Source organism: Alteromonas sp. AWJ4_199 (assembly GCF_056159165.1).
The window spans coordinates 416,853-433,495 of record NZ_JBSWUR010000002.1 but is presented as its reverse complement, the minus strand read 5'-3'; the positions used below and the strand labels follow the sequence as shown (position 1 = coordinate 433,495).

General features: G+C 43.9%; 10 protein-coding genes. 4 read left to right on the top strand and 6 right to left on the bottom strand.

What is annotated here, in order from left to right:
- Positions 1-63: 63 nt before the first annotated feature.
- Together ACXAER_RS16800 and ACXAER_RS16795 are read left to right on the top strand one after the other, a co-directional pair.
- Positions 64-1,182: a metallophosphoesterase gene (locus ACXAER_RS16800; protein WP_474831231.1), complete on the top strand. Its 1,119-nt coding sequence runs from the start codon at positions 64-66 to the stop codon at positions 1,180-1,182.
- Between the two features lie 5 nt (positions 1,183-1,187).
- Positions 1,188-3,419, top strand: a complete 2,232-nt coding sequence (locus ACXAER_RS16795) for a phytase (RefSeq protein WP_474831230.1) — start codon at positions 1,188-1,190, stop codon at positions 3,417-3,419.
- Between the two features lie 208 nt (positions 3,420-3,627).
- Here ACXAER_RS16795 and ACXAER_RS16790 read toward each other — a convergent pair whose 3' ends face one another.
- The 3 genes from ACXAER_RS16790 to ACXAER_RS16780 all read right to left on the bottom strand — a co-directional run bounded on the left by ACXAER_RS16790 (position 3,628) and on the right by ACXAER_RS16780 (position 9,176).
- Complete coding sequence (locus ACXAER_RS16790) at positions 3,628-4,047, bottom strand: CBS domain-containing protein (RefSeq protein WP_474831229.1); 420 nt, start codon at positions 4,045-4,047, stop codon at positions 3,628-3,630.
- Between the two features lie 181 nt (positions 4,048-4,228).
- On the bottom strand, positions 4,229-5,293 hold the full coding sequence (locus tag ACXAER_RS16785; RefSeq protein ID WP_474831228.1) for an isoaspartyl peptidase/L-asparaginase family protein: 1,065 nt from the start codon (positions 5,291-5,293) through the stop codon (positions 4,229-4,231).
- Positions 5,294-5,417: 124 nt separating this feature from the next.
- The gene (locus ACXAER_RS16780) at positions 5,418-9,176 is read right to left on the bottom strand and encodes an ATP-binding protein (protein WP_474831227.1); all 3,759 of its coding nucleotides are present in this window, start codon (positions 9,174-9,176) and stop codon (positions 5,418-5,420) included.
- Positions 9,177-9,409: 233 nt separating this feature from the next.
- On the opposite strand from ACXAER_RS16780, the gene sbcB reads away from it, so the two are divergent.
- Positions 9,410-10,840, top strand: a complete 1,431-nt coding sequence (gene sbcB, locus ACXAER_RS16775) for an exodeoxyribonuclease I (protein WP_474831226.1) — start codon at positions 9,410-9,412, stop codon at positions 10,838-10,840.
- A gap of 125 nt (positions 10,841-10,965) precedes the next feature.
- Complete coding sequence (locus ACXAER_RS16770) at positions 10,966-12,621, top strand: FapA family protein (protein ID WP_474831225.1); 1,656 nt, start codon at positions 10,966-10,968, stop codon at positions 12,619-12,621.
- Positions 12,622-12,697: 76 nt separating this feature from the next.
- Here ACXAER_RS16770 and ACXAER_RS16765 read toward each other — a convergent pair whose 3' ends face one another.
- The 3 genes from ACXAER_RS16765 to ACXAER_RS16755 form a co-directional block, all read right to left on the bottom strand.
- Complete coding sequence (locus tag ACXAER_RS16765) at positions 12,698-14,131, bottom strand: diguanylate cyclase (protein WP_474831224.1); 1,434 nt, start codon at positions 14,129-14,131, stop codon at positions 12,698-12,700.
- A gap of 103 nt (positions 14,132-14,234) precedes the next feature.
- The gene (kynU, locus tag ACXAER_RS16760; RefSeq protein ID WP_474831223.1) at positions 14,235-15,470 is read right to left on the bottom strand and encodes a kynureninase; all 1,236 of its coding nucleotides are present in this window, start codon (positions 15,468-15,470) and stop codon (positions 14,235-14,237) included.
- The gene (locus ACXAER_RS16755; RefSeq protein ID WP_474831221.1) at positions 15,460-16,560 is read right to left on the bottom strand and encodes an alpha/beta hydrolase family protein; all 1,101 of its coding nucleotides are present in this window, start codon (positions 16,558-16,560) and stop codon (positions 15,460-15,462) included. Before ACXAER_RS16755 ends, kynU begins: the two co-directional genes overlap by 11 nt.
- Between the last annotated feature and the right edge of the window lie 83 nt (positions 16,561-16,643).

Below are 16,643 nucleotides of genomic sequence, written 5' to 3'. Positions count from 1 at the left end.
AATGTTCAGATGTTCGCAAGCTTCTAAAATGGGGCTTGCGTCATCTGCTTTTGAGAGTCTTTCATGCACGGTTTACCCACACTCGCCCCAACCACAAAGCCAACATTCGCAACCTTGTTTGCGGTTGCGTTTTGTTTCACCTGCTGCCTTACCTCAGATTTTGTAAAGGCAGAGCAAACAAGCCCCGCTTACTCCGCGGCAAAAACTAACGTAGCTATTGAAAATGCGAAGGCTACCAACGAGCAGTATTCACATAGTTACTATGCGCACACCACGATTGAAGGTTTATCGGTACCGGATGACGCGGTTTCTTTTTTAACGTTAGGTGATTGGGGCCGCAACGGTCACTTTTATCAAAAACACGTTGCTAAATGGCTAGATATTGCAAGTTACAAACTAGACGCAGAATTTATCGCAACCACCGGCGATAACTTCTACGACAATGGTGTTGCCTCAGTTGACGACCCTTACTGGCTGTCTTCTTACGAAAACATTTATCATCAACCTCATTTATTCATCGACTGGTACCCTGTGTTGGGAAACCATGACTATCGAGGAAACTGGCAGGCGCAAATAGATTACAGCACTAAAAGTCGACGTTGGGAAATGCCGGCGCAGTATTACAGTAAGACTTTAAAGCTTGACGATGGAAGCTCAGCTCTCTTGTTGTTTATCGATACGTCTCCGCTAAACCCCGACTATGCAGGTGAAGCTAAATACCAGGAAGCTTACTCACAAGGGGCATCTAAACAGCTTGATTGGATAAATACTATGTTGGCCAAAGAGCAATATACCTGGAAAGTTGTCATAGGCCATCATCCACTTTATTCAAGTGGTAAGCGCTACGGTAAAACAGACGCGATCAAAGACGTGTTAGAACCCATTTTTCACGAACATGGCGTGAACCTTTACATTGCCGGGCACGAGCACGATCTTCAACACAACCAATTACCCAGAGATGACCTAGTGCACGTAGTGTCCGGTGGCGGCTCAGAAGTGCGGCCTGTTAGTAACTACGACTTTACACAATTCGCAAAATCGACCGGCGGCTTTGTCAGTGTGAGCGTGACAGCTAAAAACATCTTCCTTAATTACATCGATCACAATGGGAAGACGATTTACACCCACACAATGAATAAAGCCAGTAAAGCGTCTTCGACGACCACGATTCAGGATCAATAATGACAATGGATAATCAAAAAAGAAAAGGGCTACACCGCGCAGTAGCAAAGACCGCCGTTTTTACCGGCGCTCTAGCCACACTCTTTAGCTGTGCAGCTCAAAATGCTACAGCCACAAAAAGCCAAATCGAGCCCACAGGCACTGTACTTACGCTTACACATCTTAAAAAAGGTTTTGAGCAAACGCTTTATTACCAAAACATTGATCAAGCTAACGCTTACAAAGACACCCATGCTAACAGCGCAAAAAACACAGCACTTACAAAGACACCCATGCCAGCAGCGTCTAACAATGACACCCATGGCAATCATACGCTTAAAGTAGCGCAGTCAAAGAAAAGTCACTCTTACAAAGACACCCATGCTATTGACCTTCAAATAAACGAGCATAAAGGCATTTCACTTACTAACCGCCAAGGTAAAACTCAATTTATTGAAGGCAGCTACACGCTTGCTCTCGCTGAAGTAGCTAACTCTACGAACAAGCAATGGGTGTCTTTGGTAGTGTTTAATAACAACACGCAACATATTGAAGCGTATCGCATATCTGTTGAGACCCTGGCAGTGCAACAGCAGCTTAGCCAAGCCGCCAAAGGCTCTGAGGCCATTTGCGCAACAATGAGTGCGCAAGGACACCCTCACATTATCAATGTGGATGCCACAGGCACCCTCAATCAATATGAACTGCACCATGATCAGTTTTTATCACTACGCAGTTTCGCCATAGGCCCTGGCATTAAAAGTTGCAGTGTTGACCTAGAAACGCAAAACATCTATTTGGCGGACGAGTTCGCCGGGGTATGGAAGATTAACGCCCAAATAGAGAGTGAGTTAGAGAAAACACTTATTTTTCATGACGCAGATACACCAGTAGAAGGCGTGAGCGTCTTACCCTCTACAACCCTAAATTCAAATAGCAGCCTTGTCGGTTGGGTAAGCCCAGATAAAAGCGGCGTATGGCTTCAAAGTCAATGTCATACTGAGTTCGTAACTTTGATGCGCGATGAAGATGGGGCCGCAGAAAGCATAGAACCTGAATTTATTCAGTTAGCTACTTTTGCAAATAAAGAAGGGCAAGGAATTTCGGTGGTAGTAGATGATGACGCATCCGGCAGGGTTTATTCTGTAGAACTGCCGGCTAGTTTGGCCGGCGCATATTTTAACGATGGGTGTCTTGCTAAAAAAGACGATGATACTCAAAACGGTTCCGATACTTCTGCCCAACATAAGGTGGCCACTGTTTTACCCTTAGCGCAAACTCAGCCTGTGCAAAACTATGGTGATGCAGCTGACGACCCTGCTATTTGGGTTAACTCACAGGCCCCTTCAGACAGTCGCATAGTTGGCACCGACAAAAAAGGCGCATTGAATACCTACGACCTTACCGGCAAGCAACATCAGAGCCTGCCGATAGGAAGAGTTAATAACGTTGATGTTGGGTACCGGGTTGCAGTAAACACTGTCAACGTCGACGGTAAAAAAGAATTTACTGATATTGCCGTTGCTTCAAACCGAACACATAACAGCTTGTCTGTTTTGGAAATAGATCATAACGGTAACCTCGCCCATTTAGGTGAGATTAAAACAACGCTTAGCGACATATATGGTATGTGTCTTTTTACCAATAACGGTATAGCTCATGTTTTTGCGAACGATACCAGTGGTCGCTTCGAGAGATATGAATTATCAATCAACCAGGGCAAAGCAGTCGAAGGAAAGTTAAGTCAGAGCTTCTCTCTTCCCTCACAGCCTGAAGGCTGCGTGGTAGACACCCACACCAATACCGCTTACCTTGGTGAAGAGGCCACAGGCATCTGGGCGCTGGATATCAGCTCTACTGATAATACACCTACATTTACCTCAGCAATAACAACACCCGTTGAAGCTGATGTTGAGGGCTTGGCACTATTTACCGTTGATGGCAAGAAATACCTCATTGCATCAAGTCAGGGCAATAACAGCTACGCCATCTATCTCATACATGAAGAAAACCCTGAAACGTTAACACTTATGGGGCTAATTAAAATTGCCGCTGACAATGCAAAGCAAATTGACGGGGTATCGGAAACTGACGGGCTAGAAGCAACAAATGCCAACCTTGGCGGGGCTTTTACTGAAGGACTGTGGGTAGTGCAAGATGGCCGAAACGTAATGCCAAGCCAAAAACAAAACTTTAAACTTGTCGCAGGTACAACGCTAAAAAACGCAATAAGAGATTTAGTAAACAGACAAGGTTAACGACACATGGTGTGAGTAACCATCAACACCCACACCAATAATAAAGAAAGGGGGAAGTTTAAAGCTTAACCTCTCCCTTTACTCTCAAAATTTGCTGACTTATCGCTGTAGCTTAATTGCGCTTAGGGTTGCATTACCTCAAACATCGCAAACACCACCCTAAGTTTTGCAGACAAGCTTAAATAGGCAGCGCAAAATCTAATATCAGCTAGCCTGCTCGCTGATACCCATCATTTAATTGAACATCAATGGCGCGAAGCACAGCCGTTCGGTTAATTGAGCCCAAAAGCACACCATCATCATCTACTACCGGGTAAACCCGCGGCTTCTCTTTAAGCAGCAATTGCGCCAACTCTATCACCGACATATAGGGCTTAACCGAAACCACCGGCGTTTTCATGATTTCACCTACCTTACAAATCTGCTCGCGATAATAGCTAGACGCAATCATTTGAGCGATACAGTCTTGTTCAGATAAAAAGCCCACCACTTTTCCCTTTACATCAAGCACAGGTCCACCACTTTGCCCACTGGCTAACAACGCTTCGACAGCCTGCGCAACGGGCATATCGACATTAAGCTTCACTGGGTGAGTATTCATATAATCACTGACTTGCAACGATTCCATTTTCGATTCTCCAGCCGTGGCGCCTAATGTGACCGATACTGCGACTTATTTGGCGTTACGGCACTTCAATTATTTTTAACCACATGTGAAAGTAACATTCCCCCACACTTTAAGATTAGACCTTTCGTTGCCTACAAGCCAACATATTTAACATTAAAACAACAAATAGATTTTACAGTGGTTAATCTTTGTAAATTGCCACGCTCACATTGCCATTTACATCAATGCTCGCGCGGTACATACCCGCAGAGTTAAACGGCATTGCTACGTTGCCTTTTGCGTCAATGGCAATTACACCGCCATCACCACCGGCTTTAACTAGCACGTCGTTCACCACGGTATCAGCCGCGTCATTTAGTGTTAGCCCTTGATACTTCATCCGCGCGCAGATATCTGCTGCCACGTTGTATCGTATAAAATACTCACCATGCCCAGTAGCCGATACCGCACAGCTTTCATTGTCGGCATAGGTGCCAGCACCAATCACGGGTGAATCACCAATACGCCCATACCGTTTAGCCGTCATTCCACCGGTTGATGTTCCGGCTACAATATTGCCCTCGCCATCTAGTACCACTGCCCCTACGGTTCCAAAGCGTTCGTTGCCCTGCTGTAAACCATAACCATTTGAAGCCTGCTCCATACGGGCTTTCGCTTTATCTAGAGCCTGCTTGCGAAACTCAGTGTCGAAAACCGAATTGTCCACCTGCTCAAGGCCATTCTCTTTGGCATAATCTTCAGCCCCTTCCCCGGAAAGCATAACGTGTGGAGATTCATTCATTACCAGCAGCGCTGCCTCAATTGGGCTTCTTATAGTTTTAACGCCCGCAACCGCACCTGCGTTTTTACTTCCGCCATGCATGATAGATGCGTCGAGTTCATGCTCGCCGTCAAAGGTATACACGGCGCCAATGCCGGCGTTAAACAAAGGTGAGCTTTCAAGAATTTTAATGGTTTCAACCACCGCGACTTCACCTTTTACACCGTCTTGCAGCAAGGTATAACCGTGCTGTACTGCTTGCGTTAACACCTTTTTATACGCCGCCTCTTTTTCAGCCGTCATCGAAGACTTTAAAATAGTGCCGGCTCCGCCATGAATGGCGATGGCAACCCGTGAGTTTTCTTGGTGAGTATCAGCCGCCGATGCGTTAGCACTAACGAGCGTTAGCGAAGCTACTAAGGCACTGATTACACATAAGGTATTTCGAGCTTTATTGGACTGATGAAAAATGCGAGGAAGGTTCAAACGGTTAACTCCTTTAAAAGTTATAAAACACCGCTTAGTTCCGTGGCAGATGAAACTAACACAAACGAGCGATGTGATTATCGTATTTATAGCGAATTAAGATGACACACTAAAAGATGATAATCTAGGCCACTTCAAGAAGTTCTAAAAAGGTATTGAGATCGTCGCCGATAGATGGAAGCAACGCCTTTACTTTCTCCCAATCAGCTACTTTTGATAACTCCCAAAGTGATTCAAAATCTTTTCTCAGCTGCACGGCACCAATATCAGCAGACATTCCTTTGAGTTTAAGCGACAGAATTTGTATTTGTGAAAAGTCTTGATGCTCTACAGCCCTTTCTAAACGTTTAAATTTTTCAGGTGCGCTTTGAGAATAGAGCTCACAAACCCGAGAGAATAAAGCTTTATCACCCATAATTCGTGCTATAGCATCCTCTTTTTCCCAACAGCCGTCACTTACTGTATTCGTTTTCTCGATAGAAATAACTTCAGGCTGACCTAATGCGTCGGTAGCCTCAGAGTGAACAAGAGTATTAGCGCTTTCCTGTGAATCGATTATTTCATTCATAGACTCAGTACTTTGTTCTAAATCTCTATCAATAGCGCCAAGCAAGCTGTCTACTAAGGGGGGCAACGACGCGCTATTACTTGTGCTATTGGCGGGTTCTGCATAAGAAGTTTTGGTGCGCTCAGCGCTTTGGGAATCAATATCTGAATTTTCAAGCTCGGTGCCAGCCACCTTGGTAACTTGATTTACTAGCCACTGCCTGACTTTTGGGATAAGTACATCTGCAATAACCGGTTTAGTGGCAAAGTCGTCCATCCCTGCTCCTAAGCACTTTTCCTTCTCGCCCAGCATAGCGTTTGCTGTCATGGCTATAATGGGAACATCGGCATGCATTGCACCAGCTTTTCCCTCTCGAATAGCACGAGTCGCCTCGTAACCATTCATTTTAGGCATCTGGCAATCCATTAAAATACTATGAATACGACGGCCTTTTTCATCGCATTTACGCAGAAAAGCAACGACTTCTTCACCGTCTGCGCAGGTATATAATTTACAAGGTAAACACTCTAGTACGCCCTTAGCCACTTCCCTATTTATCATATTGTCATCAACGATAAGTAAGCGAGTATTTTCAATTGAAATGTGTGATTTAATTTGGTCTTCAGCCCAATTTTCGGCTTCTGGTGCACTGCTATGGCTGTCTTCAATGGTGACTTTTTTAATCAAACCACCATATTTAACAACATCTAACCCTTGCTTTACCGTTATAAACGTAGAGCGGAAAAGGGGTTTAGGTAGGTACAGAGGCGTCAAATGCGTAAACTCATAGGGTGCCCCCTCTAGCTTTTGAAGAATATAAACCACGGGCATTTTGCTATCCTTTCCGCCCTTTTCACTTCGCTCCCATTCTCTGTCTATTTCATCAATTAAAGCGCTGGATTCATCAAGTAAAAGTACATTGTAATCTTGCCACTGAATAGCACTAGCGGGCCCATCTAAGACTTCAGGAGTAGCGCCTACGTATGACGCAAGTTTGCAAATATGCGTTTGTAGCGGTAAATAAGCAGATGAAACGCCAACTTTAACCTTACTAAGAAGTGACTTCTCGTCTTGTTCAATTTTGTCAGAACTTGCTTCATTGTCCGATGTAGTATCGGGAAGTGAAATGTAAAACGAAAACTTACTCCCCGTTCCTAACTCCGACTCAAAGGTAATATCCCCACCTAATAATTGGCATAACTGCTTGCAAATAGATAGTCCTAGTCCTGTACCGCCGTATTGTGTCGCCACTGAGGCATCGGCCTGGGTGAACGCAGAAAAAAGCTTGGGCTGATTGTCTTTTGCTATACCGACACCGGTATCTTCAACACTGAAATGTAACTGCAGAACGTCAGACACCGATTCGCTTAAAAACAGAGTAAGTTTAACGTGCCCTGTTTTGGTAAACTTAATCGCATTGTTAAGTAGGTTACTCAATACTTGGTTAATTCTGTGAGGATCTGAGTTAATTTCTATCCTGGGTACTTCTGAGGTATCCACCAGTAACTCTAGTCCTTTGCTTGCCGCTTTAATAGCGAACACTTTAGCAATAGACTCGATAAGAGAGAGTATTTCGAAATTTTGCTGGTTAATATCTAGTTTACCCGCCTCTATTTTTGAAAGATCTAGTACATCATTTATAAGCACGTTTAAGTTGTTACAGCTGATTTCCATCATGGAAACCAGCTGCTCTGCCTTCTCGTTAAGCGGTTGGCGTTTTAATAAAGCTAAAGAGCCAACTACCCCGTTGAGGGGCGTGCGCATTTCATGACTGATATTAGAAATGAATGAACTCTTCACCTTACTCGCTTTACGCGCTTCTTGTGTTGCCTCAACCAACTCTTTTGTTCTACTTACCACTTTCTCTTCAAGTTTTAAGTTGACTCGCTCAATGGCATCTTTCGCTTTTTGTTCATCCGTAATGTCTCTAATTACTACAGCTACGCCAGAAAACTGTGAATGCTCGCCCCATATCGTTGAGGTAGTTATCAATAGCGAATGCTCATTTTTATCATCATCGACATAAGGAGTGGTGAAAGTAACTTGCTTACCACCTTTAACAAGCTCATCCTCTAACCCTGATAAGGATAGTGGTTCGAAAGACGAGTAATGTTGATTGAGGATTATTTGGGAGGGGATCCCAAAAAGTGACTCCGCAGCTTTGTTCCAACTTTTGACAATACCCGTAGAGTCCACACTAAAAATGGCATCTTTTGAAATATCGACAATAGCGGCTGATTCACCACGCACTTTGGCTAACTCAATATTCTTTTTATTACTGCGATATACAAAAAGTAGAATGCTTACAAAGATAATTGATATGACGCCAATCACGCTGTAAACGCTCAGCCGCTTTTCGTTTATTAACGCACTCACTTGAGATTGCGGTAGAAGTATGTGCAAGTAAAAGCCTGAGCCCTGACCTTTCGCTCCTAGTGTGAATGCCCTTGAAACAGCGTAATGTACGTCCTGGCTTTCATTTTTGGAGGTAATCTTTCCGCGCCCGTTGAATTGAGATACTGAGAATTCGCTTTGCCATGTTACAGACGGGTTTAAGTCTTTAGAAAAGGACTTTTGGCTATCGGGATGTACTACAAAATAGCCATCACGGTCAGTGACGTAGAGCGAATGGTTGCTCGTTAAGGATTGGGTCATTTGAGAAAGCATGTACTGCGCGTTAACGTTCATAATTAACATTCCGTAACGCTCGCCACTTTCACTAAAGATTGGTAAGGAAAGCCGAATGACGCTTTTGTAGGGGTATTCTAATTCTCCATATTCCCTATTCAAGTTGATATCAGATATGTAAAATTGTCCTCTATTACTTTTAGCGCTTTCAATGAAATAATTTCGTGTTGCTTTGGTCTGTAAATCAGTATTGCTGGCGATTAAAACACTCCCGCCTTCGCGCTCGACCCTTAAGAACTCGTTCCCTTCTTCATCCGCCTTAATGACTCTTAACTGATCGATTTCGCTGTTATTTTCGATAAAAGCAACGAATATAGTTTCTAAGCGGTGCTTCCACTGATTAAGCGTAGTGCCATCTTTAGGATCTAACTTATTGTTCTGCGTAGCTCTAACTATTCCGCTTATCGGCGGCGTTTGGTGCAAAAAATTAAGGGCGTTGAGATGTTTGACTAGCTGTGTTTCGGCGACATTTTCCGCGCTTAAGGCGCTTTTCTCTAAGGCCTCAAACGCCTGACTCTCCGCCGTCGCTTTTATGTTGCTTTCAAACAAACTAACAACCAACACAATCAGTAAGGTAGCAAGCACAATAGCCAATATAAACGTACTTTTAGCTTCGTTAAACGCAGGTTTAGATGGAAGGACTGACAAGCCAATAATTTCCGTATAACTTGTAATAACCTAAAACTAGTCAGAGATGGTTTGTTTAGCAAGTTTACAGTCTAAAATTTTTATATAAAAAACAAACGTTAAAACCGTAAGTTACAACGTCACGCCAGCCTTTCAAGTGGCTGAATTATTGGGCATAAAACCAACAGCATTTGGTATTAAAATTATCGCAGTGTACACTGCGTGCAAGGTTTTTCTATTAAGCAATGGTGGTTATGCACGCACCTACATTTTTGTGGCACGATTTTGAAACGTTTGGCACCAGGCCACAAAAAGATCTCCCCTGCCAATTTGCCGCGGTCAGAACAGATATGGATTTAAATGTTGTTGGAAAACCCATCAACATTATGAGCGCCATTGCTAATGATTATCTACCTCACCCAGAGGCATGCTTGGTTACCGGCATTACGCCACAGCAAACCATAAGAGATGGTTCGAACGAGGCAGATTTTGCAGCGCGAATTTACCAAGAGATGTCTACCCCAAACACCTGTAGTGTAGGATTTAATAGTATTCGCTTTGACGATGAAGTGTCGCGCTATTTGTTTTACCGTAATTTTTACGATCCTTATTCACGGGAGTGGCGAAACGGGAATAGCCGCTGGGATATTATTGATGTAGCAAGAGCGTGTTATGCGCTTAGACCGGAAGGAATCAATTGGCCAGAACGAGAAGATGGTACGCCTAGCTTCAAATTAGAATCGCTCACTGCAGCTAATAACATTGGTCACGAAAATGCACACGATGCGCTTAGCGATGTCTACGCAACCATTTCTTTGGCAAAGCTTATTAAAGAAAAGCAGCCTCGTTTATTTGAGTATGCATTGTCGCTTCGCAATAAACATACGGTTATGCAGCAAATTGACCTAAGCAAACCTTCGGTACTTTTGCATATATCTTCTAAATTACCAGCCTCTCAGGGGTGTTGCACATGGGTAATGCCAATTGCTAAACATCCAACCAATTCGAATGCGTTTATAGCGATAGATTTATCCCATGATATAGACAGCGTGGTAAACGACTCAGCCGAAGAAATAAGACAGGCGCTTTACGCGCCAGCGGATACGTATTCAGATACAAAAGAACGACCTGGTCTTAAACTTATCCACATTAATCGCTCCCCTTTTATTACCACAGCCAAAGCAATGACTGAGGAAAACGCCGCTAGGTTAGGTCTTGATCGCGAACGTTGCCTAGACAATTACAAAACACTCGCAAGCACTAACGAACTCGCGGCTAAACTTGTGGACGTATATGATGAAGAACGTGAAAGTACAGAGCATGACGTAGACCACGCCTTGTATAGCGGTGGTTTCTTAAATGACGAAGATAGACGTTGGTGTGAGCGTGTTATTGATGCAGCCCCTGACGACCTTGCCACCTTGGCCGATGAAACACAGCATGAAAGATTGCGCAAACAACTGTTTCGTTATCGTGCGCGCAACTACCCCAATACACTTACCGCTGATGAGATGACGAAATGGCAGTATCACCGTCAGGCTCGACTAACAGACTCCGCATTTGGCGGCTCGATTACACTAGAAAATTACATGATGCGACTTGAAGCGTTAGCTCACGAGCACAGCGACAACCCCGACAAGCAGGCCATACTGCGCGCCCTGTATCAGTATGCTAAAAACCTTTGACGGAGGTTTTATAACATCATAAATTAATGATAGTTGAACTAAGGCGGTAAAGGATAAAACGTAGTCAAGGAATTGATAACCTCCGCCGATAATAACAATACACGCGCGTAAGGGAATAAGTAGTCATGAATGGCGTTACAATAAGCTTCGACAAATCAAGAACCTATATAAACATTATGCTCAATCCTTCTGAATTTACATCAGAGGTGGATATTCGTGATGTTAGACAGCAGTTGGAAAGTGGCGAAACCAAGCGTCTGTATGTGTCAGAAAAAGCGTTAAAATCAGCCTGTGAAACGGCCAACCATTACTTTAAAACAGGTGATGGTACTGTGGTTCAAGAACGCATTGGCGAACGCAAAAACGCCGAAGTTGAATTTCGGGTGCCTGAAGACGGCATGATTGCGAATTTGGTCCTTACTACCCCCTATGGCGGTAAACTCCCATCCCTTGCGACAGTTAAATCATTAGCAGTCAAAAATAGAGTGATTCGAGGTGTTAGCGCTAAAAAAATAGACGCCATGCTAAAAGCCGCAAGAAATGTGGCGCCTGGCACTGTATTAGAGGAAACCATAGCTAAAGGGCTTCCTGCTCGAAATGGGAAAAACTCTAAATTTATTCCCCTTGTTCCGAACGCACTTGAACGAATACTAAGACCGCAAACGAACGAAGGTGAACGCGTTGACATGCGCAACTTAGGCGACGTGATATGCGTGAAAATAAGCACGCCTGTTTTGCGCCGTACTCCACCTACAAAAGGTCGTTCTGGCTTTGACGTGAAAGGAAACACGATCTCAGCCGCTCCAGGTGAATGGGTAGACTTTAAAATGGGATCAGGAACGGTGGTGTCTGACAGCGACGCAAACCTATTAATGTCTTCCATTTCAGGAATGCCTAAATACCGTGACCAAGTTATGAATATAGATGATACCTTTATTTGTAATGGCGTTAACGTTGGGTCAGGGCATGTAAATTATGAAGGCGCTGTATTGGTCAATGGCGATGTCACCGAGAAAATGCAAATTAAAGCGGCCGGAGACGTTACTATTAACGGTTTCGTAGAGTCGGCTTACATTGAGTCGGGCGGCGACATCATTATCACTGAAGGTGCAATGGGCAAGGTAAACGATAAGCAAGGTGACTACCAATGCAAACTCGTTGCCGCAGGAAGTATTCACGTACAGCATGGCCAAGGCATCGATATCCAGTGCGCTGGGAATATAACTGTCGGTAGACAGCTTGCATACAGTCGTCTGCGCTGCGGTGGAGCTGTGATTGTAGGGCAAATTGATAAGCCAATGGGCAATTTGTTTGCTTGTGACATTATCAGTCAAGATAGGGTTGAAGCAGGAACGCTCGGCGCTGTTTCTGGAAGTACGTTGAAAGTTGATTTCAGCCCTGGTTTTAATCAGTTGCTAGAACGCAAAGATTCCCTTGATGAGTTATTAAGGCAAATTCGCGAAAATAACTTAAAGCACAAAGAAAAAATCGACCTTATTCAGGGTAAAAAAATTCCTAAAGAGCTACAGCGCAAGGCTGCAGAAGCGCTTGAGCTTTTTAACAACGAAAGCGCCCTTCTAGAGTGGTTAGAGAATAAAGCTAACGACGTCAAAGCCGCAAAAGAAAACTATCAAACAGATATAAAACTTATTGCAAATAAAAGGCTCTATCCGGGCGTATCTGCCAAATTAAATAATCGAAACTGGCGTTCTGAGCGGGAGTATGATCGCGCTCAAATCCACTACGACTCACACCAATGGCATTACGAACCAATTATTTAGATGATGTTAGCTAGCGAAGCCGGCATTTCAGGCTTCGCACATCTGCCTTTCTATTTAGCTGCAGGATAATCCAATTTTACTGAGCAATGGTCACATTGCCGTAGCCTTGCCGCTTAGACTGATAAAGTGCCTTTTTAGTGCGCTCAAGCCAATCAGGGAACTCTTCTGAGTCTCGCAATTCAGCCATGCCAATAGCAATTTTAAACTTATCGCTTAGCAGATAGTGAGAACCCATGCACTCTAATAGCCTATCTGCGAGAATCTTCGCTGAGTCTAATTGAGTCTGTGGACAAAGGACAATAAACTGCTCTTTGTTGAATCTTGAAACAATGTCAACCTCTCTTACAGTATTAAGACAGTTTTGGGCTGCGGTCTTTAGCACCTCTTCTCGACTAGAGGGGTCGTGAGAAAATAAATCTTCATCAACAGGTGTTAGGTCTATAGCGATCAATGTGGCGGAAGTATGAAACCGATGGAAGCGTGATATCTCTTCTTCCGCTCTCTGTATTATGTGGTTGCGGTTGTATAGGCCCGTGATTGTATCGTAAGCCGAAAGAAATCCTAATGTTTTGTTTTTCTCTAACAAATTGGCCTGTAGCGCATTTATCTCTTCATTTTTTTGTTGGATTATACGCTTGTAGCCCCCCACATGTCGGTTTTTCGAAATAAGCCATAGCAACATTATCAATACAATAACCGAACTCAGTATCATTACAGTGTAATTGCGACTATAGCGGATTTGCACGTTATTCCACTGCTTGTAGATTTCTACTTTCTTTGCCTCTGGAATACGCTCTATTGCAACATTGAGTTTTTCTACTAAATGGCTGTACGACTTATTAACACCAAATGCGAGAGAATCAAAGGGTTCGGCGTAACCAACAATGTGTAAATCTTCAAGCTCAAGGTTATTAATGTGCATATTCACACTCATTAGTGAACCTACCATTACGTCAAATTCACCATTTGCGAGTTGCTTAAGGCCCTCTTCCTCAGATGGGATGAGTTTTAGACGCAGCCCTGGGTAATGACGAGAGATATATTCGACTTGGCGGTACCCCTGCACAATACCTACTGTACGATTGCCAATACCTGAATAGCCCTGCAGCATGGGCGTTCCCGTACGGGCAACCAATACATTTGGCGCCTCAAAATACGGCACACTAAAATCTAAAAACTGCTTGCGATAATCAGAGGTGTTCATCATGGGAATGACTTGGCACTTACCTTGTTGAACAAACTCTAGACTTTCCTGCCAGCTCTGTGAAGAAACAAGCTTGAATTTAAGCTCGCTGAGTTCAGCAATAAGCTGCATGTACTGAGCTGAAATACCTACGTGGATGCCATTTCTTATCGCTTCATAAGGCGCCCAGTTAGGGTCGATACAATAGGTTACTTCAATTGAATTTTGAGATGCTAATGGTTGCTCAGGTGCCGCTTGCAACAACGCGCTAAAAGCGGATCCTACAAACAACACTGTGCAAAGCAGGCCTTTTCTTATTTTTCTCAACTGCACACCCAAAAGAATAGTTACATCAATAACAAGTCAACCGCGAAGTATTAAGGTTAAACGCAAAAAATGCAATAAATTCGACTATTTAGTCACTATTTAGCTATGTGACACTCTGCTGTTGCTTGAATTCTTCCCGATCATAGCGCTTTTCACTCATGATAGCAGCCAATGCTATTACCGCTTTTTCAATATCAGCAAAACTTAAATACAGTGGCGCAAAGCCAACACGAAGTATATTTGGTGCACGAAAATCAGCAATGACACCTTCAGCTATCCACGCTTGGCAAATGGCATAAGCATCATCGTGTGCGAAAGCGATCTGGCTACCTCGATTATCTAGCGAAGGGCTTACAACCTTGAGTTCGTCTAATAAGCCTGCTCTTTTAGCTTCAGCGATAAAATAGGCTTGAAGTTTTTTAGATTTTTCATCAATGGCTTTAATCGAAACGTCTTCGAACACGTCAAGGGCAGCATCTAGAATGCTCATGCCAATAATGCCTGGCGTACCGCACAAGTTTTGTTTTATTGAGGTATCAGCGGTGTAGTCGGGAGAAAATGAAAATGGCGAGCTATGGCCCATCCAACCTGATAAAGGCTGTTTATAAGCGTCTTGATGTCGTCGGGCAACATAAATAAATGCAGGAGCACCTGGGCCGCCATTTAAATATTTATAGGTACAACCCACGGCGAAATCTACATTGCACTCATCTAGGGCTACGGGAAACGCGCCCGCACTGTGTGCCAAGTCCCACAGCGTAAGTATTCCTTTATTATGCGCTTGCTCGGTAATACCCTTCATATCAAGCTTCAAACCACTTCTGAAGTTTACCTGAGTCAGCATCAGCACTGCGATATCTTCGTCAAGCTGGGCAGCAACACTGTTTTCATCTACGTACCGAATACTGTATTCAGTGCCGAGTAAATCGAGCAAACCTTGAACCATATAAATGTCGGTGGGAAAATTATCTCTCGTGGTAGCGATGACCTTCCTTTCAGGGTGCATTTTCAAGGCAGCGCTAAGCACCTTAAACAAATTGATTGATATTGAATCACAGCATATTACTTGGCCTTGCTTTGCGCCGATAATGGTACCAATTTTGTCGCCTACCTGCTGTGGAAGTGAAATCCACTGATGCTTGTTCCAGCTTGTGATAAGGCCCTCACCCCACTGATTTTTTACTACCTCACTGGCGCGCTCTTCCGCTTTTTTCGGCAAGGGCCCAAGAGAGTTACCGTCAAGATAGATAGTATCATTTGGCAGCGCGAATTCTTCCGCCTTGCTAAAAAGGGGGTCTTTCTCATCAAGCTGCTTAGCAGAAAAAACCTTATTTATCATGGTGACTTAAAACCTCAAGTAAAGCATCAAAGGACGTTGATTCTGGATGTAGCCAGTCGAAATGACCACCGTTTGTTATTATTCTACTTTTTGCGCTGGGCATTGTAGCGTGGTGTTCGGGTACAATACTATCTTCGTTGCCTTGTATTAATATTACCGAGGGCTTGATTTTAGCTGCGTCTGGCGTAGCCATTTGGTATTCACGTTCGTTTTCAGCTGGCATGCCACCCATAAACTGTGGCGTGGCTGACTGACAGCTATTTTCACCAAGGGCATAACTTTGCACATTTGTTATAGCGGCAAGGCCTATTACTTGTTTAATGCCTGTACCTACATCGCTACTCGATAGTTGCTGTGCGGCAAGTAAGCCAAGGTGCCCGCCTGCAGAGTGACCTACCAAATATATGTTGCCATTATCGCCTGTAGCTTCAATATTCTCGATCGATGCTTTCACAGCACTTATTACATCTTCCAAACTACCAGGCCAGCCTCCACCTTCATCACCAACACGCCTATATTCCATTGCATAGACACCCATCCCAAGCTCTGCCAAGGCATGATAAAACCCTTTAGCATGGTCGTAGCCGTATGCGTTAAGCCAACAACCACCATGAACGAAGATGAATGCGTCCCCAGCAAACTCATTTTCATCCCCACCGCGGCCATGCCATAAATACACAGTCTGAAGCGGGTCATTCCCATAGCTGAATTGACTATCATGCTCTGACGTTGGCAAGACACCCAACGCAGAATATGGCACTTGGGTCAGTGTGCGAGAGTACTCATTAGAATGGGCGTTTACATTAATATTTGCATGAGTGTCATTCGAAGCGTTTTTCGGGAAAAGGTTCGGTACGTTATCGTGGGTGTCTTTGTAATTCGGCGTTGATCGGGTGACACCCATCGTTAAAGATAACTCTTGCGAGTCTGCATGAAGCTCCGAGTTCGCATGGGTGTCATCGTAAGTTACATTGTTATTTACAACATTACCTTCATTCGGAAGTGAAGTCGCTTGAGTATTTACAGCGGGCAACAGCGTCGCTAATACAGCTAATGTGATTGGAGAGATACCTTTGATAGAAGATTTCATATTAATAGTTTTTATTTCAATTAAATCATAGAGTACCAAGTAAATGGTGGCACTCTATGATTAATTTTTTGACATATTATCGC